Origin of the sequence: Burkholderia sp. Bp9090 (assembly GCF_003857985.1) — a bacterium.
Classification (GTDB): domain Bacteria; phylum Pseudomonadota; class Gammaproteobacteria; order Burkholderiales; family Burkholderiaceae; genus Burkholderia.
This window is the reverse complement of the sequence record NZ_QTPV01000006.1, coordinates 106,054-129,665: the sequence shown is the minus strand read 5'-3', so window position 1 is coordinate 129,665 and position 23,612 is coordinate 106,054. Positions and strand designations below refer to the sequence as shown.

Below are 23,612 nucleotides of genomic sequence, written 5' to 3'. Positions count from 1 at the left end.
TTCCTCTTCCTTTAGATAAAGCGGACGTCGCAACCGCCGATGCCGGAGATGTGCATCGACAGCGCGTCGCCGGCCGTGACCGGAATCAGTTTCGCGAGCGAGCCGGACAGCACGATCTCGCCGGCGAGCAGCGGCACGTCGTATTCGGCGAGCGTGTTCGCGAGCCACGCGACCGCGTCGGCGGGATGGCCGAGCGCCGCATCGCCGCGGCCTTGCGCGACGGTCGCGCCGTTCTTCTCGATGGTCATCTCGCACGCGGCGAGATCGAGCGTGCGCGGATCGACGCGCGCATCGCCGAGCACGTAGACGCCGCACGACGCGTTGTCGGCGACGGTGTCCTCGATGCGGATCGCCCAGTCGCGAATGCGCGAATCGACGATCTCGAAGCAGGGCGCAACCGCGGCCGTCGCGGCGATCACGTCGGTGCGGTCGATGCCGGGGCCGCGCAGGTCGCGCGCGAGGATGAACGCGATCTCGCCTTCGGCGCGCGGCGCGATCAGCGACTCGGTGGCGATCGCCTCGCCGGCCGCGTAGTGCATGCCGGACAGCAGGATGCCGAAATCGGGCTGGCGCACGTTCAGCATGTCCTGCACGGCCTGGCTCGTCACGCCGATCTTCTTGCCGACCACCGATTCGCCGCATTCGATGCGGCGTTCGATGAAGCGTTGCTGGATCCGGTACGCATCGTCGAGGGACAGCCGGCGCGGCCGCCCCGACAGCGGCGCGACCGGCGCGCGGGAGTGCCACGCGGCATACAGCTCGTCGCCGAGCGTCGCATGCAAGCGGTTGGACATGGTAGGGCCCTCGAATGGAAAAGGCCGCCGTCCCGGGCGGCGTCGGGCGCCGGAGCGAGGCTCCGGCGCGAGGCTCCGGCGCGGGCGGCGATTTGCTTAGTTACCCGAACTGCGGATCGCGTCAGGCGAGAAGTACGCTTCGCTGAACTGCGGGCTGCTGTCGAGCTTCGGCATCGGCCCTTCGTTGGTCAGGCGGTCGGCCATGTAGGCGCCGGAGATCAGGTCGTGGAAGAACACGACGCCCGGGTAGAAGGTCTTCGCGTCATATGCGTACAGCGTCGTCGCGACGTTGGTGCGCCACAGCTGGCCGCGTGCGTCGTAGTTGTCGGCGAGCAGCGTCATCCACGAATCCTCGTCGATGTACAGCACGCGCTTCGCGTACTGGTGACGATAGCCGCTCTTCAGCGTCGCTTGCAGCACCCACACGCGATGCAGCTCGTAGCGGATGTACGAAGGGTTTTCATGTCCCTTGGTCAGCAGGTCCGCATACTTGACCGAGCTGTCCATCGCCTTGTAGTTGTCGTACGGCACGTAGACTTCGCGTTTGCCGACGATCTTCCAGTCGTAGCGGTCGCCGGGGCCGTTGTACAGGCGGTCGTCGTCGACGGTGCGGAAGCCGCCCGGGCCCTGCGGCTGGTCATAGCCGTATTCGGGCGCCTGGCGCACGCGCCGCGTGCCCGGGTTGTACATCCACGTGCGCGACGAGTTGTCCGCGCCGGCCTTGTCCCAGTTCGTGAAGCCGACGATCAGCGAGCCGCGGTCGGACAGCGGCAGCTCCGTCGCGTTGCGATAGAACGTGCGGTTGTTCAGGTCGCTCTTCACGTCGTACTTGCCGACGTTGCGCGGCGAGTAGATGTCGTAGCGCACCTTGCCCCACGCGATGTTGCCGTCGGAGTACACGACCGCCTGGTCGTAGGTTGCCTGCTCGGTGCCGATCGCCGACGAGAAGCGCTGGTTCCACAGCAGCTCGGCGGCCGTCTTCGGGATCGGGTACGGCACCTGCGGCGGCGCGTTGGTCAGCCCGTTCGCGTCGGACGTCATCGTCGAATCGGGCGCATACGTGCGGATGTCCTTGTAGACGGAATCCGCGTAGCGGAAGTCGCGGTGGCTCGGGTAGACGTTGATCTTGAACGTGGCCGGATAGCGCTTGAACATCGCCTTCTGGCCGTCGGTCAGGTGCTCCGCGTACTGCGCCATGTTCTCGGCGGTGATCGTCGCGACCGGCTTCTCGTTCGCGAACGGATCGGGGTAGCGGCTGCCGCGCTTGTACTGCACGTCGGGCGGCGTGCCGAGCCACTTGCCCGACCACTCCGGCACGCTGTTGTCCTTGCTCGCGGCGCGCACCGCGCCCATCGGCGTGAGCGGGCCGTCGAGCGCCTTCAGGTCGTCCGGCGTGACCTTCGGGAACGAGGCCGTCGCGACGAGCGCGCACGCGGCCATCACCGATGCGCGCAGGAGGGGGAGACGAGTTCGTTTCATGACAAATCCTCTTCTTGCTGAGTGACGAGCGGCCGGGCCGCTCAGAAGTGGTAGGTCGCCGTGGCGAGCACATAGTCGCGATCCGCCAGCGGACGCGTGACCGGGTTGGGCGAGCCGAGGAACTTGGCGTAGACGAGCGCCAGCTGCAGGTTGCTCAGGCGCGTGAACGTCACGCCGGCCGTCACGCGGTGATCGCCCTGGCCCGTCAGCGAGCCGAGCGCGCCGGCGAGCGGCGACGTGCCGGTCAGGTCGTGCGAGTAGGTCAGCGGCACGTCGAGATCCCAGCCGTTGAACACGTTCTTGTAGCTGAGCGTCCACGCGATCTCCATCGCGAGCGCGTTGCGCGAGTTGGCGAGCGTGGTCGAGCCGTCGAGCGCGGAGATGCCGCCGGCATGCACGTACGTCAGTTCGCCGACCAGCGACTGCGAGTTTGCGAGGAAGCTCGGCCCGATCGAGTAGATGCCCGACAGGTTGGTCTGCAGCACGTTCGCGCGGGTCGACTGCGGGCCGGTCGGCGTGTTGACGAGCACGGCCGCGCCCTGGCGGTACGACACTTCGCCCGCGACGTTCACCGGGCCGACCTGCGTCGAGAAGCTCGCGCCGGTCAGCTTGATGTTGCTGAAATATTTCTGCTGGTACTGGAGCGTCGGGAAGTACGTCGTGACGACGCTCGGGTTCATGTCGTTGTAATGCAGGTGGTACACGCCGAGCTCGGTGTCGCCCAGCACGCGCACGCGTGCGCCGATACCCCACTGGTTGCGGGCGCTCGGCTTGTCGTCGGCCCCGCGCGGAATGATCATTCCGCCCGGGCCGATGATGAACTGCGCGCCCGGGCCGACCACGTCCGAATAGCTCCAGTACGTGCCGGGCGCGGTCAGGCGGTTCTGCTGGAACGAGAACTGGTAGTAGCCGAGCAGGCTGAAGTTCGGCGTGATCTGCCACTGCGTCGAGATCTGCGGCACCGGCAGCAGGATGTCCTTCACCTGAGCGCCCGCGACATAGGACTTGGTGGCATCGGCCGGGCCTTGCGCGCCCGCGATGTTCGGGAAGAACAGGCTTTCGCCCCACGCGACCACCTGGTCGCCGACCTTCACGTTCAGGCTCGTCGGGCCGATCTTGAAGGTGTTGTAGGCGTAGGCGGCGAGCAGCGTCGTGTGGCCGCCCGACCAGTAGCGGGCGTCGCCGGTGAAGTTGTTGTACTGGCCCGTGTGGTTGACCGTGCCGGGCGCGTCGTTGTAGTTCGGGTGGCGGTACGCCTGATCGTAGAACGTGCTCGCGCGGACGAACACGCCCCAGTCGTCGTGTTTCAGGTTCACTTCGCCGAGCAGGCTGACCTGGTTCTCGATCAGCTTGTTCTTCGCGAAGTTGCGGTCGCCGTCGTCGCCGTTGATGTTCGCGGGCGTCAGCAGATTGCCGCTCGGCGCACGCGTGCGCATGCCGAGGCCGTAACTCAGCGTGAACGTGTAGTCCAGCGTCGTGTCGGCGCCGAGCTCGATCGTGCTGCCGGCGTGCGCGTCGGGAACGACGCAAGTCAGCAGCGCGGCGGCCAGCGTCGACAGCGCGGCGGTGGCCCGCTTGTCGGTACGGCGCGAAATCCGTTGATGCATGGTGTCTCCTCTGGGGGTATCGACGACGGTCGACTGTGGTTGTCGTGAGAGGCAGAGTAGGGAGATCGCGATAGCAGGGAATCGTCAAAATGAACTAGATGACTTCCCTAGGACTGGAAACGATCGGCGTACGCCTCTGGCGGCGCGTGCGTCAGCGCGCTTGCATCTGCGCTGCGGCCAGGAACGCGGGCCGTTCGCCCCCGCCGTCGAGTCGCAGGTTCGCGCCCGACGTGTACGACGCGTCGGGCGACGCGAGGAACAGGCACGCCGACGCGACGTCGTCGGGTGTCGCGAGCCGTGCGGCCGGAATCGTTGCGCGGATCGCATCGAGCGCCGCATCGTCGCCGTAGTGGCCTTCGGTCGCGGATTCGGTGTGCACGAGGCTCGGGCTGATCGCACACACGCGCACGCGCGGCGCCCACTCGACCGCGAGCGACGTGACCGCGTTGACGAGCCCCGCCTTCGCGGCGCCGTAGGCCGCGGTGCCGGGCGACGGCCGCGACGCGCTGACGCTCGCGATGAACAGCATCACGCCGCCATGCGGTTGCGACTGCATGATCGCGTTCACGCGCTGCGCGAGTTGCAGCGGCGCGATCAGGTTCAGCCGCACGATCGATTCGGTGAAGCCCGGCGATGCGTCGGCCGCGAGCACGAACGGCGAGCCGCCCGCGTTGTTGACGAGCACGTCGAGGCTGCCGGTTGCGGCGCGGGCCGTCGCGAGCATCGCGTCGACCTGCTCGATGTCGCGCAGGTCGGCCGCGATGAAGGTGGCCGTGCGTCCGCCGGCGGACGGCGGCGTGTCGGGCGCGCTGCGCCCGCACACGAACACGCGCGCGCCCGCCGCGAGAAACCGCTCGGCGATGCGCCGCCCGATGCCCTTGGTGCCGCCCGTCACGAGCACCGTCTTGCCGCTGTAGTCGAATCCGTTCATCGTCTGCCTCCGTTTCGGTGGCCCGATGATAGGAACAAGCGCGCGCGGCTTCGTAGTCTGAAAGGATGATGCCGGCCAGCGCCGGCGGCGCAATCATCGTGGCAGGCATCCATCGATCGACGAAGGAGACAACCCGCGATGACGACCCCCACGACGCCGCCGGCCGGCATCTTCACCGACGTACCGGGCGGCTTGCGCCTGCATCATTTCGAGGCGGGCGCAGGCCGCCCGGTGGTGTTCATCCACGGCAGCGGCCCGGGCGCGAGCGGTTTCAGCAACTTCAAGCACAACTACCCCGCGTTCGCCGCGGCCGGCCACCGCGCGATCGTCGTCGACCTGCCGGGCTACGGGCAGTCATCGAAGCCGTCCGACGTCGCCTACACGCTCGATTTCTTCGTCGGCGCGCTGCACGCGCAGCTGTCCGCGCTCGGCATCGGGCCGGCCGTGCTGCTCGGCAACTCGCTCGGCGGCGCGATCGCGCTGAAATACGCGCTCGATTACCCGGACGAAGTCGACGGGCTGATCATGATGGCGCCGGGCGGCGTCGAGGATCGCGACACCTATTTCCGGATGGAAGGGATCCAGCGGATGGTGAAGCTCTTCACCAATCGCCAGATGAATGACGACACGATGCGCGAGCTGCTGACGCTGCTGGTGCACGATCCGGCGATCGTCACCGACGCGCTCGTCGCCGAGCGGATGAAGGTGTGCGTCGAGCAGCCGACCGAAGTGTTGTCGACGATGAGCGTGCCGAACCTGACGGGTGCGCTCGCCGACCTGCGCTGCCCGGTGCTCGGTTTCTGGGGCACGGACGACCGCTTCAATCCGGTCGGCGGCGCGCTGACGTTCCTCGAGCGTTGCCGCGACGCGCGCTTCGTGCTGCTGAACCGCTGCGGCCACTGGGTCATGGTGGAGCATGCGGCCTATTTCAATCGGGAATGCATCGATTTCCTGGCTGCGCCGACGGCGCGATGATGCGCGATGGTTTTGATGGCCGGCCCGTTCGTGACCGGTTCGCCTAAATACAAGGAGACACAATGAAACTCATCGAAGACCTGTTCGACCTGCGCGGCAAGGTGGCCGCGATCACCGGCGGCGCGCGCGGCATCGGCGCGGAAACGGCGCGCACGCTGGCCGCGGCCGGCGCGAGCGTCGCGATCCTCGACGTGCTGTCGCAGCCCGCGGAAGCGCTCGTCGAGGAGATCCGCGCGCAGGGCGGCCAGGCCGCGTTCTGGTCGCTCGACGTCACGCAGGAGGCCGACGTCGAGCGCGTGTTCGGCGAGATCGTCGCGCGCTTCGGGCGCCTCGACGTGCTCGTGAACAACGCGGGCATCGAAGGGCACAACGTGCCGACCCACGAACTCACGCTCGCACAGTGGCAGCGCGTGCAGGACGTGAACGTCAACGGCGTGTTCCTGTGCACGCGCGCGGCGATTCCGCGCTTGGAAGCGGCCGGCGGCGGCTCGATCGTGAACCTGTCGTCGATGTACGGGATCGTCGGCGGCCCGGACGTGCCCGCGTATCACGCGTCGAAGGCCGCGGTGCGGATGATGGCGAAGGTCGATGCGATGCTGTATGCGGCGAAGAACATTCGTGCGAACTCCGTGCATCCGGGCTACATCCGCACGCCGATGCTCGAGGACGCGTTCCGCCAGATGGGCCAGGATCCCGACAACGTGTTCGGCTATCTGCAGACCCACGTGCCGATGGCGAAGATCGGCAGCCCGCGCGACATCGCGGCCGGCATCCTGTATCTCGTGTCGCCGGCCGGGCGCTACGTGACGGGCGCGGAGCTGGTGATCGACGGCGGATACACCGCGCGCTGACGCGCCGCGGCGGTCGAAACAAGAGAGGAGGCAGGCAGTTGAAAGCGCTCGTGGCAGTGAAGCGCGTGGTCGACGCGAACGTGAAGGTCGGCGTGAAGTCCGACCGCACCGGCGTCGACATCGCGAACGTGAAGATGTCGATGAACCCGTTCGACGAAATCGCGGTGGAAGAAGCGGTGCGCCTGAAGGAAGCCGGTGTCGCGACCGAAGTGATCGCGGTATCGGTCGGCGTGACGCAAGCGCAGGAAACGCTGCGCACGGCGCTGGCGATCGGCGCGGACCGCGCGATCCTCGTCGAATCGAACGACAGCGTCGAGCCGCTGGCCGTCGCGAAGATCCTGAAGGCGCTGGTCGACAAGGAACAGCCGCAACTGGTGATCCTCGGCAAGCAGGCGATCGACGACGATTCGAACCAGACCGGCCAGATGCTGGCCGCGCTGGCAGGCCTGCCGCAAGCGACGTTCGCGTCGAAGGTGACGATCGCCGACGGCAAGGCAACCGTGGCCCGTGAAGTCGACGGCGGCGCGGAAACGCTGTCGCTGTCGCTGCCGGCGGTCGTGACGACCGACCTGCGCCTGAACGAGCCGCGCTACGTGACGCTGCCGAACATCATGAAGGCGAAGAAGAAGCCGCTGGAAACGGTGAAGCCGGAAGACCTCGGCGTGGACGTCGCGCCGCGTCTGAAGACGCTGAAGGTGGCCGAGCCGCCGAAGCGCGCGGCCGGCGTGAAGGTGCCGGACGTGCAGACGCTGGTCGACAAGCTGAAGACCGAAGCCAAGGTGCTGTAACAGGGAGCGGACGGACATGACGATTCTGGTAATCGCCGAGCACGATGCGGCATCGGCTGGCGGCGCGTCGCCGATCAAGGCCGCGACGTTGAACACGGTGGCGGCGGCCGCCGAAGTCGGCGCGTTCGGCGGTGGCGACATTCACGTGCTGGTCGCAGGCCACCACGCGCAAGCAGCGGCCGATGCAGCGGCGAAGATCGCAGGCGTTTCGAAAGTGCTGCTCGCCGATGCGCCGCAACTCGCGGACGGTCTCGCCGAGAACGTCGAAGCGACGGTGCTGACCGTCGCGTCGAACTACTCGCACATCCTCGTGCCGGCAACGGCTTACGGCAAGAACATCGCGCCGCGGATCGCCGCGAAGCTGGACGTCGCGCAGATCTCCGACATTACGGCGGTTGTATCGGCCGACACGTTCGAGCGTCCGATCTATGCAGGCAACGCAATCGCGACGGTGCAGTCGGGCGACCCGATCAAGGTGATCACGGTGCGGACGACGGGCTTCGATCCGGTCGCGGGCGTTGGCGGCAGCGCAGCGGTCGAGAAGATCGAAGCGGCAGCAGATGCGGGTGTGTCGCAGTTCATCGGCCGGGAGGTGACGAAACTCGATCGCCCCGAACTCACCAGCGCGAACATCGTCGTGTCGGGCGGCCGCGGCCTGGGCAGCGGCGAGAACTACATGAAGGTTCTCGAGCCGCTGGCCGACAAGCTGAGCGCCGCACTCGGCGCATCGCGCGCGGCAGTGGACGCCGGCTACGTGCCGAACGACTACCAGGTCGGCCAGACCGGCAAGATCGTCGCGCCGCAGTTGTACATCGCCGTCGGTATTTCAGGTGCGATCCAGCATCTGGCCGGCATGAAGGATTCGAAGGTGATCGTCGCGATCAACAAGGATCCGGACGCGCCGATCTTCGGCGTGGCCGACTACGGCCTCGTCGGCGACCTGTTCACGCTCGTGCCCGAAGCGGCCGCGGTGCTCTGAGCGATGCCGCTGTTCGAATTCGACGGCATGCGCCCGCGCGTCGCTTCGTCCGCGTACGTTCATCCGAGCGCGGTCGTGATCGGCGACGTGACGATCGGCGCGGGCTGCTACATCGGCCCGCATGCAAGCCTGCGCGGCGACTTCGGCGCGATCGTCGTCGGCGACGGCAGCAACGTGCAGGACGGCTGCGTACTGCACGTCGGCATCCGCGAGACGTGCCGGCTCGGTGTGAACAGCCACATCGGCCATGGCGCGATCGTGCACGGCGCGACGCTCGAGCCGGACACGATGATCGGGATGAACGCGGTCGTGATGGACGGCGCGACGATCGGCGCGACCACGATCGTCGCGGCCTGCGCGTTCGTGAAGGCCGGTTACGACGTGCCGCGCGGCGTGCTGCTCGCGGGCATGCCGGGCCGTGTGGTGCGGCGGCTGAGCGACGCGGAGATCGACGCGAAGGCGAACGGCACGCGGATCTATCAGCAGCTAGCGGTGGATTGCTTGAGGGGGCTCCGGCAGATCGACGACGCGTAAGCGATGCGCGTTGTCGACGCGTCGTCGTTCGGGCGGCGGAGGCTTGGCCGGCGGCAAGACCATCGTGCATCAGCGTGAATACCGCAAATCCGTGCGCGCCGCGCGCCGCGCCGAAAGCGCGATGTCACGGGGTTTATCGGGGTTTGTGCGGATGGCGATTCGACGTCGTGCATGCCGGTCGCGACGTACGCGCCGGATCGATTGCCTGATGCGGCGCCGTTGTCTTAAGATCGGCGTCACACCATCCCACCGCCTCCGGCGCCGAATGAAAACGACCCTACGCCTGCGCGTCGCCATTATCGCTTCGGCCTTCGCCGTCTATCACGTATTCATGCACATTCAGTGGGTCGCCAGCGGTTGCATCGAATTTCGCGGCAGCCGGCATTGCAGCTTCGAGAACAGTGAGAATTTCGAAGGCATGATGGACTTCGACCTGCTGCTGACCTGCGCGTGGGTCGCGGGCGCGATGATGGCGTGGTTCGCGGTCGCGCGGTCGTCGAAGAAACCGGGTTGACGTCGGGACGACACCGCCGAGGGCTGCGGATGCGCCGCGTGCGGCGGCGCGTTTTCGCCGTCAATGCCCGACGGCTGCCATCATTCGCGCCGAATGGTGTTCGCCTGTCGCCGCACCGACCGGTGCGGCCTCGTCCAGCGCTGCCAGTTCGCCGGGCGCGAGATCGATGTCCGACGCGGCAACGTTTTCTTCAAGATATGCGATACGCCGGGTACCCGGAATGGACACCATGTTGCGGCTCTACGTCCACGCGATGGCAATTTGCGCAGGCGTGACACCATTCGACGCTGCGAGTGCGGAGACTCAGCCGACCAGCCGATGGCGGCACGCGCGACCGAGGCGCATACAGACCGATTCAGGCAATGCGTCCTATTGCCGTCTTTCAATCCGCCTTGCAAGCCGTTTCCTATCGACTAACATTTTCCGGTAGCGTCTGTTTTGCGGTTTGTCGGTCAGTCCCACTGAAACGGGAGATAAAAATGCCAGAAGAAATCGACCCGCGCCGGCGTGGCTTTGCGCGCTTGGCAGCCGGTGCGCTTATTGCAGCGCAGTTCGAGATGCTGCAATCCGCTCACGCACAAAATGCGCCGTCGGCAACACCGCCGCTGCCACCGATCAAGCCTGGAAGCCATCCGTCGTTCACGACGATCAAGCAGATCAAGGCCGGGTTGCTCAATGTCGGTTATGCGGAAGCGGGCCCGGCCGATGGCCCGCCGGTCATGCTGCTGCACGGCTGGCCATACGACATCCACAGCTTCGTCGACGTCGCCCCGGCGCTCGGCGCGCAGGGGTATCGGGTGATCGTCCCGTACCTGCGGGGCTACGGCTCGACCACCTTCCTGTCGGACCAGACGATGCGTAACGCGCAGCCGACGGCCGTTGCACTCGACATCATCGCGCTGATGGATGCGCTGGACATCCGGACGGCCCTGTTCGGTGCATTCGACTGGGGCGCGCGAACCGCCGATATCATTGCCGTGCTGTGGCCGGAGCGTTGCAAGGGGCTGGTATCGGTGAGCGGCTATCTGATCGGCAGTCAGAGCGCGGGAAAAATGCCGCTGCCGCCCGCCGGCGAGTTCCAGTGGTGGTATCAGTTCTATTTCGCGACCGACCGCGGCCGCGACGGCTACGAGAAGTACACCGAAGATTTCGTCAAGTTCATCTGGAAGCAGGCGTCGCCGAAATGGAACTTCGACGACGCGACCTTCGCGCGAAGCGCGCCGGCTTTCCGAAACCCGGATCACGTCGCCATTACGATTCACAATTACCGGTGGCGGCAGGGGCTTGCGGTGGGCGAGGCGAAGTACGACGAATACGAGCAGCGGCTTGCATCCGCGCCGCCGATCACGGTTCCGAGCATCACGATGGAAGGCGACGCGAACGGGGCGTTTCACGTGCCGCCGGCCGTCTATCGGGCGAAGTTCACCGGCAAGTACGAGCATCGCACGATCACCGGCGGTATCGGCCACAATCTGCCGCAGGAGGCGCCGCAGGCATTCGCCCAGGCGGTGGTCGACGTCGGGCGGTTCTGACCGGCAGACCGCGCGGCGGGTCGTCCCGCCACTGCGTCATTGCGTGCGCACCGGCTCCGGCCGGTCGCGCAGGATCGCGAGCGACAGCGCCGCCAGCCCGCAGCTGGCGATGAGCATCAGCAACGCGCCCTTGCCGGCATGCACCATCACCCAGCCGCCGAGCGACGGAAACCCGAACGCGCCGATGAAATACGACGCGACGAACCAGGTCAGCACGCCATGCCGTTGCGCGTCCGGGCAATCGTTGACCGCCTGCGCCTGGATCACCGGATACATGAGGCCGTAGCCGGCGCCCAGCAGGACGGCCGCGACGGACTGCAGCGATGCGTGCGCGGCAGCGCCGAACATCGCGAGCGCGCCGAGCAGCATCAACATGAGCAGGCCCTTGGTCGCCGTTTCGGGGCGCGCCATCCTGACCCATCTCCCGAGCAGCCAGCGCGCGCTCACCACCGTCATCGTATAAACGCTGAAGAATGTGCCGGGCCGCGCCTGCGTGCCCTGCATGAGCGACATCTGGAACGTCATCAGGCCGGAGAACACGCAGGTGCCGAGCGCGATCATCGCGATCGGCGCGGCCGCCCGCGTGCGCGAGATCGTGCGCAGCTCGCGCACCCACCGGCCGCCGGCGACGGGGGCGGACGGACGCGGGCTCAGGCGGCCGAATGCTTCCAGCATCAGCGACGCGAGCGCGCACAGCGCGCCGACCGCGTAAAGCGTGTCGTCGATCGACCAGTGGAGCATGCGCATCGCATAGGAGGCAAACGCCGGGGATGCGCCGATTCCGGTCATCTGGAACGTCGCCGATCGAAAGAACCAGGTGCCGCGCTCCGCACCGCTGGTACGCTCGGCCAGCGACATCGGCGCGGCCAGGTGAAACGCGCCCCAGCCGAAGCCGACCAGGAAGCCGGACGGCAGGTCCGCATAGGGCGCGCGCCCGACGAGCGCGAAGCCGACGATGCCGGCGCCGATGCACAGTGACGACAGCGCGGCGATCCGTGTGGTGCCGATCTGCTGCGAGAACCAGCCGACGAACGACAAGCCGGCGAACGTGCCGACCGTCGCCGCGGCCAGTGCCGCGCCGGTATCGAGATCGCTGCCGCCGATCGCGCGAAAGCGCATCGACAGCAGGAAGGTTGCACCGTAGCCGCCCGCGGTGAGCAGGGTGCCGACGAGAAACAGCAACGCACTTTGAACGCGCATGACGGCTATCCGGGGCGACGGCGACGGTCGGGGTGAATCGGAGATTGCGAGACAGTATGAACCAGGACCGATGCGGGATGCCCGCATTCATGATGCTGCATGCGTGCCGTCGGCTTTTGTCCGACATGGCTCGAACGCGCTCGTCCGAGCGCGCCGTTGCGCATCGAAAGGCCTGCATCGGCGGGGCTGCACGACGAGGTTGAATGCGTCGGGCCGGCACCGTTGCGCGCCGCGCGGCGCCTGGTTTTTTTCGACGCACGAGGTACCCGCGCGCACTTTGATTTCCCCTGTCCGCTGCACTAGATTCGAAACATTACGTGCCAGCGACTGCGCGAGGTGAAGCCATGACGCCGTGGGAGATCCAGGGAACCGAACTGATGAACTGCAATTGCTCATACGGTTGCCCCTGCCAGTTCAATTCGTTGCCGACGCACGGCAACTGCGAAGCGATGGGTGCGATTTCGATCGACAGCGGCCACTACGGCGACGTGGTGCTCGACGGTGTCCGGATCGCGGTCGTGTTCCAGTGGCCCGGGCCGATTCACGAAGGCCACGGCCGGTGCCAGCCGATCGTCGACGAGCGTGCGAGCCCCGCGCAGTGCGAAGCCGTGCTGAAGATCATGACCGGTCAGGACACCGATCCGTTCGCGACGATGTTTTCCGTGTTCGCATCGACGCTCGAGCAGGCCTACGAGCCGATCTTCGCGAAGATCGATTTCGACGTCGATGTCGATGCGCGGCGCGGCCGGATCAGCATCGACGGCGTGCTCGACATCGTCGGCGAGCCGATCCGCAATCCGGTGACGGGCGCCGAACATCGCGTGCGGATCGACCTGCCGCACGGCTTCGAATACGAGCTGGCCGAGATCGGATCCGGCACCGGCCGGTCGCACGGCCACATCCAGCTGGATCTCGAGCGGAGCTACGCGCAGTTCGCACGGCTGCACCTGAACAACCACGGGCTGATCCGGCATCGCGTCGCGGCATGATCCCCGTCGGCGAGCTGCTCGGACGCGAGCGCGTCGTCACGCTGCTCGGCATGACCGCGCTCGTGGGCGCGTGCTGGGCCTACCTGTGGACGGGGGCCGGCACCGGCATGTCGGCGCTGGACATGACGGCGGTCGCGCTGTTCCCGCATCGGCTGGCCGACGGCATGGGCGCCATGGATCCGTCGTTGGCGACCGTGATCCTGATGTGGTGGGTGATGATGATCGCGATGATGACGCCCGGCGCGGCGCCGGTCGTGCTGCTGTACCGGCGCGTGCTGCGGCATCACGATCGGGGCGATGCCGGGTCGGCATTCACGTCGGCGTGCCTGTTGGCCGGCTATCTGGCCGTATGGCTCGCGTTCTCGGTCGGCGCGGCCGTGCTGCAGATGCTGCTGCAGCCTGCCGGCCTGATCTCCGGGATGATGCTGTGGTCGAAGAGCGCCGTGCTGTCCGCGATCGTCCTCGCGCTGGCCGGCGTCTATCAGTTCACGCCGCTGAAACAGGCCTGCCTGCGGCAATGCCGGTCGCCGGTGCGGTTTCTCGCGACATACTGGCGCCCGGGCATCACGGGCAGCTTCCTGCTCGGCGCGCGCCACGGCGCGTATTGCGTGGGCTGCTGCTGGCTGCTGATGGCGCTGCTGTTCGTCGGCGGCGTGATGAACGTCGTGTGGATCGTCGCGTTGTCGCTGTTCGTGCTGGTCGAAAAGGTGCTGCCGGGCGGCGAGCGGGTCGGCCGGGCGCTAGGTGTCGTGCTGATCGGGTGGGCGGTCGCGACGTTGCTGGTGTAGGGGGTGCGTTCCATGCGTTACCCGCTGCAGCCGGGAGTCGGTTGATGAAGATTCGAAATATTGCCGTCGCCGTCCTCTGCGCGATGAACGTCGTCGCGACACCGGCGTATTCAGCCGGCAGCATGTCCGACATGAACATGGACATGGGCGACTCGAAGACGTCGGCGCCGGATGCCGCGCTGACCAACGCCGAAGTGAAACGGATCGATGCCGAGCACGGCATGGTGACGCTGAAGCACGGCGCGCTCCAGAACGTCGGGATGGCGCCGATGACGATGGCATTCAAGGCCGGCGACCCGGCGATGATCGCGTCGCTGCACGTGGGCGACAAGGTCAAGGTCCGGGTCGAGCGCGTGAACGGTGCGCTGACGATCGTGAAGCTCGAGAAGCAGCGGTGAGGTTCGCCGCGCGTGATGGCAGGCGAGACGGGCCAAACCCGAACGCTTCGATCCGCATGCGGCACATCGTGCTCGGGAACGATCGCAGGTACGGCGCGTGAGGGGGCGCGTCCGGCCAGCATTCCGGGGAACGGTAGTCCTGTCAATCATGGCGTTGCGGGGCTTCGCCAAGGTAGTGCCACTGCACCTGCTCAGCGGCCAGCCAGTCGAATGACGGTGCGCCGAAGCGTTCCCCGATTTGATAGCGCTCCGCAATGTTACGGCGGGCGGGGATCAGCTCGGCTTTGGAGGCAGAGGGTGGGCCATACAGCGCGAGCCAATAGCCATCGCGTGGTACTGGATTGTCACCCGTGACAACCATCGTGCTATGTTCTCGTGCCGCCACGGCATACCCGTCCGGAATGAATTCCCGGCCTTGCTGCGCCACACTCTTCTGCGGCTTGGGGGGCGGTGTCACGGCCTTTGCGCCGTCGATCAGCGTCTGTGCTTTACCATCCCATTTCGGCAACGGGGCGGGTGGCAGCGGGAGTACCTTGTCAAGATTCGGCAGTTTCAGGCGACCCTGATAGAACTCGAGCGCATCCCCGAGCTTGCTGTAACGTTCCGCACGTGCTTTGTCGATATGCCCGACCAGGTTGGTTCCATCGGTAAGGTCTAGGCCTCGGAACTCCGGTGCGAGGCTATGTGCGCATTTGGCACTTCCGAGCTTTACACCCTCGTGCAAAATTTTTAGGGCGCGTGCCTTACCTTCGGCGGTGTTATCTCTCGCGTAGACAAGCCCTAATTCATCTGCCGCATCTCCATATCCCTGTGCGAAGGCACATTCCAGCATCTGTGTCGCAACCGGCAAATTTGCCCAGAATTCGCCGCCTGGATCGTCATGTGCAGCATCTGTCTTTGTTCCAATGAAAGTTTGCGCGGATGGACTACCCATATCGGCAGCGCGCTGGAAGAAGGCATAGGCGCTGGTCGCATCGCCACCTTTAACCAGCCCGTTCTGATGGTAGACCCCCATCATGTCGTAGGCGTCAGGCACACCCAGTTTCATCGCTTTTTCCACCCAGCGGATAGCGGCTTCAGGATCATGGGTTGGTACGCCCTGACGATCGCTCAATATCAGTGAGGCGATATTGAGCATGGCCTTCCAGTGATTGCGCTCGGCAGCCTGCGAGTAGAGTTGGTAAATCTTCGGGTAATCACGCTTATCGTAGTCAATGTTCGGATCATCAAGCGCCAGCGCCTGCTGAAACCACAATTCAGCCTGGGGGTCGACAGGCGGTACGTGTTGGGCCTGATACACGCACGCGAAGGATTTGCGATGAGGGCTGAATAACGGCAGTTTCTCGTAACGGGGCAGGTCGGACATGGAGGCACTCAGCTGGCTGGTCTGGGCTGAAAAAGGGCTGGCTTGCGAATTGACGGCCAGCAAGCAGAGGCTGGCGAATAGAAATCGCAGAACGAGGGTGATCAGTTTCGCGTTGGATCGATTCATGTCAAGTAAGGGCCGATGTGTCTGACGTCGATGGAATGGTCGCGAAAGCGCCAGTTTCCGCCGCGAGGTACGCGGAAACCGCATGCGTGACGATGTTCAGTAAAGCCGCAGCGTCGATCGATGTGCTGAGCACTAATACCGTTTGTCACCGGAATCTCCGCCGGCTTCCGCAAAATTCAACTCGACGCCATTCCCGGCCGGATCGGTGAAAAAGATCTGCAGCTGGCTCGTGACCGGCACGTACCGGCGCGCGTACCGGACCTGAGCGTCGACAAGACGCCGCTCCATGTCCGCGGCATTCGCGCACGAAAACGCCACATGGTCGAACGTATTGACGACGTGCGCCGGCCGCGCCTCGCCGGGTCGAGCTTCCGACAGGTGGAGGATCGCCTGCGCCCCCGCGTAGAGCCAGTAGCCGCTGCTCTGGAACGGCGGTCGATATCCGGGTTCGAGGCCTACGACGTTCACGTAAAAGTCGCGCAGCGTATCGAGCGTGGCCCGATCCGCGCGGAGGTTGTAATGATCGAATCCGATGACTGGCATGGCAGGTTGTCCGGTTCGCGCAAGCGGCGCATGGCACAGCATCGCGCAGCGCGGGGCATCCTGTCACCCCCGAACGCCTTTGACTGCCGCGGCCGGACGCGCGAGCCCGCGCGCCGGCAGCGGCGTCGACATCACGATCGACGTGCGCGTTTCGCCGTACAGATTGATGCGCTCGATCAGCTGTTCGAGATGCGCCATGCTGACGGCGACGAACCGCATCACGTAGGAATCCGCGCCGGTCACGTGATGGCACTCGACCACTTCGGGAATGGTCTCCAGCAGCTTCAGGAATTTCGCCTTCGCCGGCTGCGGCACCGTGATGCCGATCAGCGCGCTCACCGGGTAGCCGGCCGCGGCCGGATTGACCCGCGCCGTATAGCCGTCGATTACGCCGCCCGATTCGAGGCGCTTCACGCGTTCCGTGACCGCCGGCACCGACAGGTGAACCTGGCGTGCCAGCTCCGTGTAGCTGATGCGGCCGTTGGCCTGCAGCAGCGCGAGTATTTTCCAGTCGAGTTCGTCCATCGCGGCGGAGTTTTTAAGGTGAAGCGGCTATTTTTCCTTAAAAACCGCCTTCAGCGGCGACCGGAGTTTCCCTACGATGACGGTTCAACGCATTGCATGTCGCGAGGAGCCGGCCATGCTGTTCATCAAGTCCGTCGTAATGGGATTGTCGATCGCGGTGCCGGTCGGCCCGATCGGCATGCTGTGCATCCAGCGCAGCCTGAGCCGCGGCTTTCACGCGGGGTTCGCGACGGGCGTCGGCGCCGCGTGCGCCGATGCGATCTACGGGCTGCTCGGCGCGCTGGGCGTCGCCGGCATCGTCACCGCGTTCCCGATGCTGACCGTCGCGCTGAAAATCGGCGGCGGCGCGTTCCTCGTATGGCTGGCGTGGTCGATCGCGCGGCAGGCGCCGGCTGCGTCGACCGCATCGGCGGCGGTGCGAGACGTGCCGCGCACGACCGTGCTGCGCGATTTCCTGACGACCTTCGGCCTCACGCTGTCGAACCCGATGACGATCCTGTCGTTCGTCGGGATCTTCGCGGCGCTCGGCCCGCTGGCGGGCACGCATGAAGGCGCGATGGGGGCGGCCGTCGCGCTGATGGTCGCCGGCGTGTTCCTGGGTTCCGCGACGTGGTGGCTGTGCCTCAGCAGCGCGACCGCCGCGTTGCGCACGAAGATGTCGCTGACGTTCATGCACCGGCTGTCGCGCATGTCGGCCGTCGTGATCGCCGCGTTCGGCGCGATCCAGTTGATCGCGGGCGTGCGGGGCGTCGCAGGGGCCTGACGCGTAGCGCGGTGCGAGCGAACGCGATCGCGCGATCGCTCGCTCGCGGCCGACGACATCCGGCACCCGTACACCCGTCGGCATCGCCACCCGCGCACCTGGGTGCCGATGCACCGACCACCCCGCTCAGAACGTATAGCTGACCTTGCCGAACGCCGTGCGGCCGAGCGTGTTGTAGCCGTACGCGGTCATGTACTGACGGTCGAACAGGTTCGACAGCGTGGCGGACACCGTCAGGTGCGCGTTGATCCTGTACGACGCGCGCAGGTTCACGCTCAGGTACGACGGCAGGTACGTCGTGTTGGCCGGATCGTCGAACGTCGTGCCGCCGTAGCTCAGCGACGCGCCCGTGCTCAGCGCGTGCAGATGGAATTCGTCCCACGTGTGGTCGACGTTCACGCTGACGGTCTGGCGCGGCCGGCGGTTGAGCCAGCTGTCGTTGGTCTCGTCCTGCGGATTCAGGATCCCGATCGCGACGCTGACCGGCGTATAGCGGCCGATCGTGCCCTTGTACGACAGGTCGATGCCGCGGATATGCGCACGGCCGATGTTGATCGGCGAGAACGTCGCGGGGTTGTACGCGATCAGGTTGCTGACGCGCGTGTCGTAGATCGCGGCGCTGAACGTGCCGTACGCGGTGTTCGCGTCGAACGCGGCCTCGACCGAATCGCTGCGTTCCGGGTTCAGGTCGGGATTGCCGTAGCCCGGGTAGTACAGGTCGTTGAACGACGGCAGGCGGAACGCATTGCCGTACGACACGCGCGCCGTATAGACCGGCGTAATGGCCCACGACAGCGCGGCGTTGCCGGTGTTCACGGCCTTCCCGGCAATGATCTCGTGGCGGCCCGCGACGAACATCGTCACGCTGCCGAGCGTCGCCGACTGATGCAGCGAGAACGCGGAATCGTTGCGCGTCGGCACGCCGTCCGGCACGTCGACCGGCAGGAACGCCTGTTCGCGCGTGAAGTCGTACGCCACCTTCGTCTCGCCCGACAGCGGCAGGCCGAACAGATGGAAGCCGTGCGCCTGATGGGTCAGCGACGTCGACGAGCTGATGCGCTGCGAGTTGATCTGGTCGGTCGGGATGGCCGGGTCGCTCGCGTACAGGAACTGGCGATCGTTCGCATAACCGAACGACTGGTCGAACTGCGTGTCGGGCGTGACGTCTAGATGGAACGCGAGGCCGGTCGTCAGCTGATGATCGAGCTCGCGGTTCGCAAAGCCGGCGTTGTCATAGGACAGGTCGGAGCGGTGGTACAGCGCGAACGTCGAGATCGACCAGTTGTCGCGCGCATAGCCGAGGCGCGCATCGAGGTCCTGCGCGTGATACGGATTGCGGCCGTCTTCGTGGTAGGGCAACACGGGCCGCGTTGCGTCGATGCCCGCCGTGTTGTAGTCGTGCAGGCCGAGCGTGTAGGTGAGGCCGCCCAGCGCGGCGAGCGGCCCCGTCGACGGCACGGTGCCCGACGTGCGCAACTGCGTGTCGAAGGTCTTGTTCGAGCCGCCGCCGAACGATACGATGGTCTGGTTCGGCTGGCCGGCGGCGCGGCGCGTGAACAGCTGCACGACGCCACCCATCGCGTTCGCGCCGAACGACGCGGCGGCCGGCCCCGAGATCACCTCGACGCGCTCGAACGCTTCGGTCGGCAGGTCGGCCCACGGCGCGATGCCGGTGGTCGGCGAGCCGATCCGGATGCCGTCGATGAACACCGCGACCTGGCTGGCCGACGAGCCGCGGATGCTGACCGACGCCGACGAACCCGGGCCGCCGTTCTGCGAGACGGTCACGCCCGGCAGCGTCGCGAGCGCCTGCGTGATGCTCGGGTCGCTCGGCGACAGCCGGTCGAGATCGGCGCGCGTGAGCACCTGCGTCGTCGCATAGCGCTGGTCGAACGACTCGGGCAGATGCCGCGTGTCGGTCACGCTGATCGTCGGCAGGTCGGCGCCTTCGGCGGGTTGGGGCGGCTGCGCGGGTGGCATGTCGCCGGCGGCGTGGGCGATCGGGGAGAGCAGCGCCGTGGCGGCGGACGTGGCGAGAAGGTGGCGAAGATTCATGAGGCAGCGAGGGTGATCGTGTTGCAGGTACGGCGAGCGTAAGCGGGTGGCGGCGAGTACCGCCTGGTTGTCGTTGGTCTATCGCGGGACCGGGCAGCGTGGGCGGCATTCACGCGTGTCGTCATGACGCGTGCCGCACGACACGGCACGGCACACGCGTGCGGACACGCGGCGCGGAGTGGCCGCGCAACGGCACGACGCTTCCGGCGTGGAAGCGGGGGCGGAAAGATCGGACATCCGAAGGGTCCTGAGGTCGGGCCGTCCATGCAACGGGGCGACCGCCAAAGGCGGTGCTGGCGCATCGGGACACCCCGCCCGGTGCGGCTGCTTGGACCTCGGGTCGATGGCAGGTCTCCTGGCTCGCGGGTCGCGATTCGCACCGGCCTTCCCGGTTTCCCAGTGGCATGGGGTGGTGCGGATTCGCCGCTCACAGTTGCGGGGGCAGCCGCAGATTCGAGGCACGGCCTCTCCTGCGTTCCCTTTTGATCCCGTTCCCGGGAACCATCAGCGCGCAAGCGTAATGGCGAGTGCGCCGGCGCGTCAATTATCGAAGTGCGCAGGGATGCGAAAAAACGTCAGTGTTCGCCGGATGCTTTCGAAATCATTTCAATTCGAGCCTTCGCACCGCGTTTCATGTCTGACGAAACGCACCGCCGGCGGCGCTGCAATCGCGCCGGAACCGGCTCGGCGCGATGCCCGTCCATCGCACGAACGCCCGCCGAAACGCTTCCTCGCCGCCGAACCCGAGATGCGCGGCGATTCGCGCGACCGGCCAGTCCGACTCGCGCAGGCAGCGCCGCGCGACGTCGGCGAGGCACTGTTCGCGCAACGCGTGATAGCCGCTGCCCTCGGCCGCCAGCCGCCGCCGCAACGTCGCTTCGCTGACGCCGAGCCATGTCGCCAGCGCCGCGAGCGCGGGCAGCGCCTGTTCGCGCGCGAGCGCCGCATCGAGAAAGCCGCGCACCTGCTGCGCCCATGACACGACGGCCGGCGCGGCATCGATCAGCCGAAACGGAAAATCGACGAGAAACGCGGCCAGCTCGCCCGGCTGGCGGATCACGCGCGCATCGAGCCGCACCGCGTCGAACGCGAAGCCGTAGGTCTGGCGGCCGACGTCGACCGGCGCGTTGAACAGCCCGAGCAGCGGCATTGCGTCTTCGCGGCGCGGATGGCCGAGCCAGACTTCGTCCGGCCGCAGCGGCTGCCCGATCAGCCAGCCGAACAGTTGCAGATAGCAGAACAGCCCCGTCAGGTCGACGAGGCACGCGGCGGGGCTGCGCGTGCGGCGCAGCGAATCCATCCGGAACGTCGCGCGTCCGTCGCGCACCGCGAGCGACAGCGCGCCGGCGCGCGGCGTCAGCATCTCGCAGAACTCTGCGGCGCAGCGGATCGCGTCGGCGAGCGTCGCGCAACTGAGCAGGCACCGGCACATCAGGTCGACTTCCTGCTTGCGCATCGGCGGATGGCCGTCGCCGCGCGCGACCTGCGCCTCGAGCCGCTCGATCGCGTCGCGGTACAGCGCGACGAAGCCGCCGGGTGTCGTCGTTGCAGCAGCAGCAACGGCCGTCGGCGCAGGCCGTTGCGCCGACGGCACGCCGCTGCGCGCCAGTTCATCGAGCAGACGGGCACCGAAGCCCGGCAGCACGCGGCCGCGTGCCGGCAATGCACGCTGTTTCATATGTCTCCCGGTTTGAGCGTCCTGACAGGGGCCGGTGAGCGTGCCGGTAGGGGTTCGCCGGCCGTCGTCACGCAAGAATGCTATCCACGCCGGCCGCTTCCGGCCTCGCCGGAATGGCGTAGGCGGCCGGCACCGCATTGCGCCACGAACCACCCGAGACGACCCGCGAATGATCCAGATCGTAGACGAAATCACCCTCGCGCCCGAGCGCATTCCCGACGTGCTGGCGCTGCTGCGCGACCGCTATTTGCCGGGCCACGCGGCACGCGGACTGACGGCGGCCGGCCGCTGGGTGTCGCCGCCCGTCGCGGTGCCGGGGCAGCCGAGCACGCTGTGGCTGACGTGGCAGGTCGCCGATGCGCCGTCGTACTACCGGATGCGCGCGTTGACCGACGGCGACGTGGTTGCGTTCTGGATGGCCGTCGACGCACTGTGCGACGCCCGCCGCCGCCATGTGATGACGGATGCCGATGCGCCGCTGTCCGCACTGACGGAGATCGACCATGCGGCATGACACGGCCCAGATTTTCGTTTCGGCGACCGGCGATGCCGGCGCATTCGAGCACGCGTTGCGCGAAGCCGCGCAGGCGTTGCCGGGCGCGACCCGCGTGGCGCTCGCGCGCAATCTCGACGGCTGCTGGGGCGCGGGCGACTACACGCTCGACGTGCTGCGCGACGAACGGGCGACCGGCCACGCGACGGATTTCGCCGCGCTGGCCGGCCTGCCGGGCGTCGTGCGGATCGACGGCGCGGCGTGTCATGCGATCGGCGGCGGCCTGCGCGAACCGGCGCTGCGCGACGGCGTATGGCGCACGCTGATGCTGCGCGTGCGGCCCACGGCCGGCGAAGCGCAGGTGGGCGATCTCGAGCGCGAACTGCTGCGCATGCCGGCATTCATGCCCGGCATCCGCAACTGGCGGCTGAGCCGGATCGTGACGCCGGGCATGTGGACCCACGTCTGGCAACAGGAATTCGCGCACGTCGGCGACCTGCTCGGCGAATACCTGCTGCATCCGTATCACTGGGGCTGGGTCGACCGTCGCTTCGACGCCGAAAGCCCCGACTGGACGGTCGAGGCGATCTCGCACGCATTCTGTCCGCTCGCGTCGAGCCTGCTGGCCGACACGGCGGCGTGACGCGCGACGCGCACGCGTCCCGCCGCAATGCAAACCACAACACCGGAGACACCACCATGCGAGCCTTGCTGATCGACCGCGTCGGCCATTCCGACGCGCTGCGACTGGCCGACGTTCCCGCCCCGAAGGCGGGCCCCGGCGACGTGCTGATCCGCGTCGCGTACGCGGGCGTCAATCCCGCCGACTGGAAATGCCGCGAAGGCTATCTCGGCGCGTTCATGCAAATGACGTTTCCGTTCGTGATCGGGTTCGACGCGGCCGGTGTGGTGGAGGCGGTCGGCGACGGCGTCGAAGGTGTCGCGCCCGGGATGCGCGTATTCGCGCAGACCGACGTCGGCGCGGGGCGCTGGGGCGCGTATGCGGAATACGTCGCGGTGCGGCACGACTCGGTCGTGCGCCTGCCCGACGCGGTCGGCTTCGCGGAAGCGGCCGCCACGCCGACGCCCGCGCTGGCCGCATGGGCCGGCCTGTTCGACGACGGCGGGCTCCGAGCCGGGCAGACCGTGCTCGTGCACGGCGGCGCGGGCGCGGTCGGCACCTTCGCGATCCAGCTTGCCGCCCAGGCCGGCGCACGCGTCGTGGCGACGTGCTCGGCGCGCAACCGCCCGAGCGTCGAAGCGCTCGGCGCGGCGGCGAGCATCGACTATCGCGCGCAGGACATCGCGACGGCCGTGCGGGCGTGGGCGCCCGGCGGCGTCGATCTCGTGCTCGATGCGGTCGGCGGCGACACGCTGCCCGCCGCACTCGACCTGCTGGCGCCGGGCGGCACGCTCGTGACCATCATGACGCTCGCGCCCGGCGATGCGCAGCGGCTGGCCGCGACGGGCGCGGAGGCCGCGCGGCGCGGGCTGCGCACCGCGATGACCTACAGCCGGATGCCGAGCGGCGCCACGCTTTCATCGATCGCCGAGCGGCTCGGCATGCGCACGCTGCGCGTGCCGCGCTTCGACAGTTTTCCGCTCGAACAGGCGGCGCGCGCGCTCGACCTCGTTCAAACGGGCGACGCGAAAACCAAGTTCGTGCTGCACGTTGCGGATATCGCGGGCTGACGCATAACGCTC

General features: G+C 67.1%; 25 protein-coding genes and 1 riboswitch. Of the genes, 14 read left to right on the top strand and 11 right to left on the bottom strand.

The window, feature by feature from the left end:
* Positions 1 to 11: 11 nt before the first annotated feature.
* The 4 genes from dmpE to DIE16_RS08365 all read right to left on the bottom strand — a co-directional run bounded on the left by dmpE (position 12) and on the right by DIE16_RS08365 (position 4,811).
* A complete protein-coding gene (gene dmpE, locus DIE16_RS08380) occupies positions 12 to 794 on the bottom strand; it encodes a 2-oxopent-4-enoate hydratase (RefSeq protein ID WP_124522801.1) in 783 nt (260 codons plus the stop codon).
* Positions 795 to 890: 96 nt separating this feature from the next.
* Positions 891 to 2,273: a DUF1329 domain-containing protein gene (locus DIE16_RS08375; protein ID WP_124484696.1), complete on the bottom strand. Its 1,383-nt coding sequence runs from the start codon at positions 2,271 to 2,273 to the stop codon at positions 891 to 893.
* Positions 2,274 to 2,314: 41 nt separating this feature from the next.
* Positions 2,315 to 3,880, bottom strand: coding sequence for a DUF1302 domain-containing protein (locus tag DIE16_RS08370; RefSeq protein WP_124484697.1), 1,566 nt, complete (start codon positions 3,878 to 3,880; stop codon positions 2,315 to 2,317).
* 151 nt (positions 3,881 to 4,031) lie between these two features.
* The gene (locus DIE16_RS08365) at positions 4,032 to 4,811 is read right to left on the bottom strand and encodes an SDR family oxidoreductase (RefSeq protein ID WP_124522799.1); all 780 of its coding nucleotides are present in this window, start codon (positions 4,809 to 4,811) and stop codon (positions 4,032 to 4,034) included.
* A 138-nt stretch (positions 4,812 to 4,949) separates the two neighbouring features.
* Between DIE16_RS08365 and DIE16_RS08360 the strand changes: the two genes are divergently transcribed.
* From DIE16_RS08360 to DIE16_RS08335, 6 genes are all read left to right on the top strand, one after another.
* Positions 4,950 to 5,786, top strand: a complete 837-nt coding sequence (locus DIE16_RS08360) for an alpha/beta fold hydrolase (RefSeq protein WP_124522797.1) — start codon at positions 4,950 to 4,952, stop codon at positions 5,784 to 5,786.
* Between the two features lie 62 nt (positions 5,787 to 5,848).
* Positions 5,849 to 6,637 carry an SDR family NAD(P)-dependent oxidoreductase gene (locus tag DIE16_RS08355; protein WP_044844631.1) on the top strand — a complete coding sequence of 263 codons (789 nt, stop codon included), beginning with the start codon at positions 5,849 to 5,851 and terminating at the stop codon, positions 6,635 to 6,637.
* Between the two features lie 38 nt (positions 6,638 to 6,675).
* Complete coding sequence (locus DIE16_RS08350) at positions 6,676 to 7,425, top strand: electron transfer flavoprotein subunit beta/FixA family protein (RefSeq protein WP_124570865.1); 750 nt, start codon at positions 6,676 to 6,678, stop codon at positions 7,423 to 7,425.
* 16 nt (positions 7,426 to 7,441) lie between these two features.
* Positions 7,442 to 8,404, top strand: a complete 963-nt coding sequence (locus tag DIE16_RS08345; protein WP_124573108.1) for an electron transfer flavoprotein subunit alpha/FixB family protein — start codon at positions 7,442 to 7,444, stop codon at positions 8,402 to 8,404.
* Between the two features lie 3 nt (positions 8,405 to 8,407).
* Positions 8,408 to 8,938, top strand: coding sequence for a transferase hexapeptide repeat family protein (locus DIE16_RS08340; RefSeq protein WP_124522848.1), 531 nt, complete (start codon positions 8,408 to 8,410; stop codon positions 8,936 to 8,938).
* Positions 8,939 to 9,203: 265 nt separating this feature from the next.
* Positions 9,204 to 9,452 carry a hypothetical protein gene (locus tag DIE16_RS08335; RefSeq protein ID WP_124485054.1) on the top strand — a complete coding sequence of 83 codons (249 nt, stop codon included), beginning with the start codon at positions 9,204 to 9,206 and terminating at the stop codon, positions 9,450 to 9,452.
* 60 nt (positions 9,453 to 9,512) lie between these two features.
* Here the strand turns inward: DIE16_RS08335 and DIE16_RS36555 are convergent, their stop codons facing one another.
* Positions 9,513 to 9,683 (bottom strand): hypothetical protein, encoded by a 171-nt coding sequence (locus DIE16_RS36555; protein ID WP_185500361.1) that lies wholly within the window; start codon positions 9,681 to 9,683, stop codon positions 9,513 to 9,515.
* 248 nt (positions 9,684 to 9,931) lie between these two features.
* Between DIE16_RS36555 and DIE16_RS08330 the strand changes: the two genes are divergently transcribed.
* A complete protein-coding gene (locus DIE16_RS08330; protein WP_124522948.1) occupies positions 9,932 to 10,984 on the top strand; it encodes an alpha/beta fold hydrolase in 1,053 nt (350 codons plus the stop codon).
* Positions 10,985 to 11,020: 36 nt separating this feature from the next.
* Here the strand turns inward: DIE16_RS08330 and DIE16_RS08325 are convergent, their stop codons facing one another.
* The gene (locus DIE16_RS08325; RefSeq protein ID WP_124522850.1) at positions 11,021 to 12,184 is read right to left on the bottom strand and encodes an MFS transporter; all 1,164 of its coding nucleotides are present in this window, start codon (positions 12,182 to 12,184) and stop codon (positions 11,021 to 11,023) included.
* Between the two features lie 344 nt (positions 12,185 to 12,528).
* Here DIE16_RS08325 and DIE16_RS08320 point away from each other — a divergent pair, with 344 nt between their 5' ends.
* The 3 genes from DIE16_RS08320 to DIE16_RS08310 are packed head-to-tail and all read left to right on the top strand — an operon-like array spanning position 12,529 to position 14,359.
* Positions 12,529 to 13,173: a DUF1326 domain-containing protein gene (locus tag DIE16_RS08320; protein WP_044844625.1), complete on the top strand. Its 645-nt coding sequence runs from the start codon at positions 12,529 to 12,531 to the stop codon at positions 13,171 to 13,173.
* Entirely contained in the window at positions 13,170 to 13,961 is a 792-nt protein-coding gene (locus DIE16_RS08315) for a DUF2182 domain-containing protein (protein WP_124522852.1), read from the top strand. Before DIE16_RS08320 ends, DIE16_RS08315 begins: the two co-directional genes overlap by 4 nt.
* A 44-nt stretch (positions 13,962 to 14,005) precedes the next feature.
* Entirely contained in the window at positions 14,006 to 14,359 is a 354-nt protein-coding gene (locus DIE16_RS08310; RefSeq protein ID WP_124484705.1) for a copper-binding protein, read from the top strand.
* A 142-nt stretch (positions 14,360 to 14,501) separates the two neighbouring features.
* Here DIE16_RS08310 and DIE16_RS08305 read toward each other — a convergent pair whose 3' ends face one another.
* The 3 genes from DIE16_RS08305 to DIE16_RS08295 all read right to left on the bottom strand — a co-directional run bounded on the left by DIE16_RS08305 (position 14,502) and on the right by DIE16_RS08295 (position 16,919).
* Positions 14,502 to 15,725 carry a DUF6396 domain-containing protein gene (locus tag DIE16_RS08305; protein ID WP_409333451.1) on the bottom strand — a complete coding sequence of 408 codons (1,224 nt, stop codon included), beginning with the start codon at positions 15,723 to 15,725 and terminating at the stop codon, positions 14,502 to 14,504.
* A 258-nt stretch (positions 15,726 to 15,983) separates the two neighbouring features.
* Positions 15,984 to 16,394 (bottom strand): VOC family protein, encoded by a 411-nt coding sequence (locus DIE16_RS08300; RefSeq protein WP_124522950.1) that lies wholly within the window; start codon positions 16,392 to 16,394, stop codon positions 15,984 to 15,986.
* Between the two features lie 63 nt (positions 16,395 to 16,457).
* Positions 16,458 to 16,919, bottom strand: a complete 462-nt coding sequence (locus DIE16_RS08295) for an Lrp/AsnC family transcriptional regulator (protein ID WP_124522854.1) — start codon at positions 16,917 to 16,919, stop codon at positions 16,458 to 16,460.
* Between the two features lie 115 nt (positions 16,920 to 17,034).
* Between DIE16_RS08295 and DIE16_RS08290 the strand changes: the two genes are divergently transcribed.
* On the top strand, positions 17,035 to 17,682 hold the full coding sequence (locus DIE16_RS08290; protein WP_124522856.1) for a LysE/ArgO family amino acid transporter: 648 nt from the start codon (positions 17,035 to 17,037) through the stop codon (positions 17,680 to 17,682).
* Positions 17,683 to 17,808: 126 nt separating this feature from the next.
* Here the strand turns inward: DIE16_RS08290 and DIE16_RS08285 are convergent, their stop codons facing one another.
* Complete coding sequence (locus DIE16_RS08285) at positions 17,809 to 19,737, bottom strand: TonB-dependent receptor domain-containing protein (protein ID WP_124522858.1); 1,929 nt, start codon at positions 19,735 to 19,737, stop codon at positions 17,809 to 17,811.
* A 327-nt stretch (positions 19,738 to 20,064) separates the two neighbouring features.
* Positions 20,065 to 20,258: riboswitch (cobalamin riboswitch) on the bottom strand.
* 110 nt (positions 20,259 to 20,368) lie between these two features.
* Entirely contained in the window at positions 20,369 to 21,415 is a 1,047-nt protein-coding gene (locus tag DIE16_RS08280; protein ID WP_124522860.1) for an AraC family transcriptional regulator, read from the bottom strand.
* Between the two features lie 169 nt (positions 21,416 to 21,584).
* Here DIE16_RS08280 and DIE16_RS08275 point away from each other — a divergent pair, with 169 nt between their 5' ends.
* From DIE16_RS08275 to DIE16_RS08265, 3 genes are read left to right on the top strand one after another with little or no spacing between them, the layout of a single operon-like run.
* Entirely contained in the window at positions 21,585 to 21,929 is a 345-nt protein-coding gene (locus DIE16_RS08275; protein ID WP_124522862.1) for a hypothetical protein, read from the top strand.
* A complete protein-coding gene (locus DIE16_RS08270) occupies positions 21,919 to 22,551 on the top strand; it encodes a Dabb family protein (RefSeq protein WP_124892096.1) in 633 nt (210 codons plus the stop codon). Before DIE16_RS08275 ends, DIE16_RS08270 begins: the two co-directional genes overlap by 11 nt.
* A 56-nt stretch (positions 22,552 to 22,607) precedes the next feature.
* Positions 22,608 to 23,600, top strand: coding sequence for an NADP-dependent oxidoreductase (locus DIE16_RS08265; RefSeq protein WP_124522866.1), 993 nt, complete (start codon positions 22,608 to 22,610; stop codon positions 23,598 to 23,600).
* Positions 23,601 to 23,612 lie beyond the last annotated feature (12 nt).

What these genes read in the sequence shown, in the direction of transcription:
- dmpE (WP_124522801.1), bottom strand. Translation starts at nt 794, where the DNA reads ATGTCCAACCGCTTGCATGCGACGCTCGGCGACGAGCTGTATGCCGCG.
- DIE16_RS08375 (WP_124484696.1), bottom strand. Translation starts at nt 2,273, where the DNA reads ATGAAACGAACTCGTCTCCCCCTCCTGCGCGCATCGGTGATGGCCGCG.
- DIE16_RS08370 (WP_124484697.1), bottom strand. Translation starts at nt 3,880, where the DNA reads ATGCATCAACGGATTTCGCGCCGTACCGACAAGCGGGCCACCGCCGCG.
- DIE16_RS08365 (WP_124522799.1), bottom strand. Translation starts at nt 4,811, where the DNA reads ATGAACGGATTCGACTACAGCGGCAAGACGGTGCTCGTGACGGGCGGC.
- DIE16_RS08360 (WP_124522797.1), top strand. Translation starts at nt 4,950, where the DNA reads ATGACGACCCCCACGACGCCGCCGGCCGGCATCTTCACCGACGTACCG.
- DIE16_RS08355 (WP_044844631.1), top strand. Translation starts at nt 5,849, where the DNA reads ATGAAACTCATCGAAGACCTGTTCGACCTGCGCGGCAAGGTGGCCGCG.
- DIE16_RS08345 (WP_124573108.1), top strand. Translation starts at nt 7,442, where the DNA reads ATGACGATTCTGGTAATCGCCGAGCACGATGCGGCATCGGCTGGCGGC.
- DIE16_RS08340 (WP_124522848.1), top strand. Translation starts at nt 8,408, where the DNA reads ATGCCGCTGTTCGAATTCGACGGCATGCGCCCGCGCGTCGCTTCGTCC.
- DIE16_RS08335 (WP_124485054.1), top strand. Translation starts at nt 9,204, where the DNA reads ATGAAAACGACCCTACGCCTGCGCGTCGCCATTATCGCTTCGGCCTTC.
- DIE16_RS36555 (WP_185500361.1), bottom strand. Translation starts at nt 9,683, where the DNA reads ATGGTGTCCATTCCGGGTACCCGGCGTATCGCATATCTTGAAGAAAAC.
- DIE16_RS08330 (WP_124522948.1), top strand. Translation starts at nt 9,932, where the DNA reads ATGCCAGAAGAAATCGACCCGCGCCGGCGTGGCTTTGCGCGCTTGGCA.
- DIE16_RS08325 (WP_124522850.1), bottom strand. Translation starts at nt 12,184, where the DNA reads ATGCGCGTTCAAAGTGCGTTGCTGTTTCTCGTCGGCACCCTGCTCACC.
- DIE16_RS08320 (WP_044844625.1), top strand. Translation starts at nt 12,529, where the DNA reads ATGACGCCGTGGGAGATCCAGGGAACCGAACTGATGAACTGCAATTGC.
- DIE16_RS08315 (WP_124522852.1), top strand. Translation starts at nt 13,170, where the DNA reads ATGATCCCCGTCGGCGAGCTGCTCGGACGCGAGCGCGTCGTCACGCTG.
- DIE16_RS08310 (WP_124484705.1), top strand. Translation starts at nt 14,006, where the DNA reads ATGAAGATTCGAAATATTGCCGTCGCCGTCCTCTGCGCGATGAACGTC.
- DIE16_RS08305 (WP_409333451.1), bottom strand. Translation starts at nt 15,725, where the DNA reads ATGTCCGACCTGCCCCGTTACGAGAAACTGCCGTTATTCAGCCCTCAT.
- DIE16_RS08300 (WP_124522950.1), bottom strand. Translation starts at nt 16,394, where the DNA reads ATGCCAGTCATCGGATTCGATCATTACAACCTCCGCGCGGATCGGGCC.
- DIE16_RS08295 (WP_124522854.1), bottom strand. Translation starts at nt 16,919, where the DNA reads ATGGACGAACTCGACTGGAAAATACTCGCGCTGCTGCAGGCCAACGGC.
- DIE16_RS08290 (WP_124522856.1), top strand. Translation starts at nt 17,035, where the DNA reads ATGCTGTTCATCAAGTCCGTCGTAATGGGATTGTCGATCGCGGTGCCG.
- DIE16_RS08285 (WP_124522858.1), bottom strand. Translation starts at nt 19,737, where the DNA reads ATGAATCTTCGCCACCTTCTCGCCACGTCCGCCGCCACGGCGCTGCTC.
- DIE16_RS08280 (WP_124522860.1), bottom strand. Translation starts at nt 21,415, where the DNA reads ATGAAACAGCGTGCATTGCCGGCACGCGGCCGCGTGCTGCCGGGCTTC.
- DIE16_RS08275 (WP_124522862.1), top strand. Translation starts at nt 21,585, where the DNA reads ATGATCCAGATCGTAGACGAAATCACCCTCGCGCCCGAGCGCATTCCC.
- DIE16_RS08270 (WP_124892096.1), top strand. Translation starts at nt 21,919, where the DNA reads ATGCGGCATGACACGGCCCAGATTTTCGTTTCGGCGACCGGCGATGCC.
- DIE16_RS08265 (WP_124522866.1), top strand. Translation starts at nt 22,608, where the DNA reads ATGCGAGCCTTGCTGATCGACCGCGTCGGCCATTCCGACGCGCTGCGA.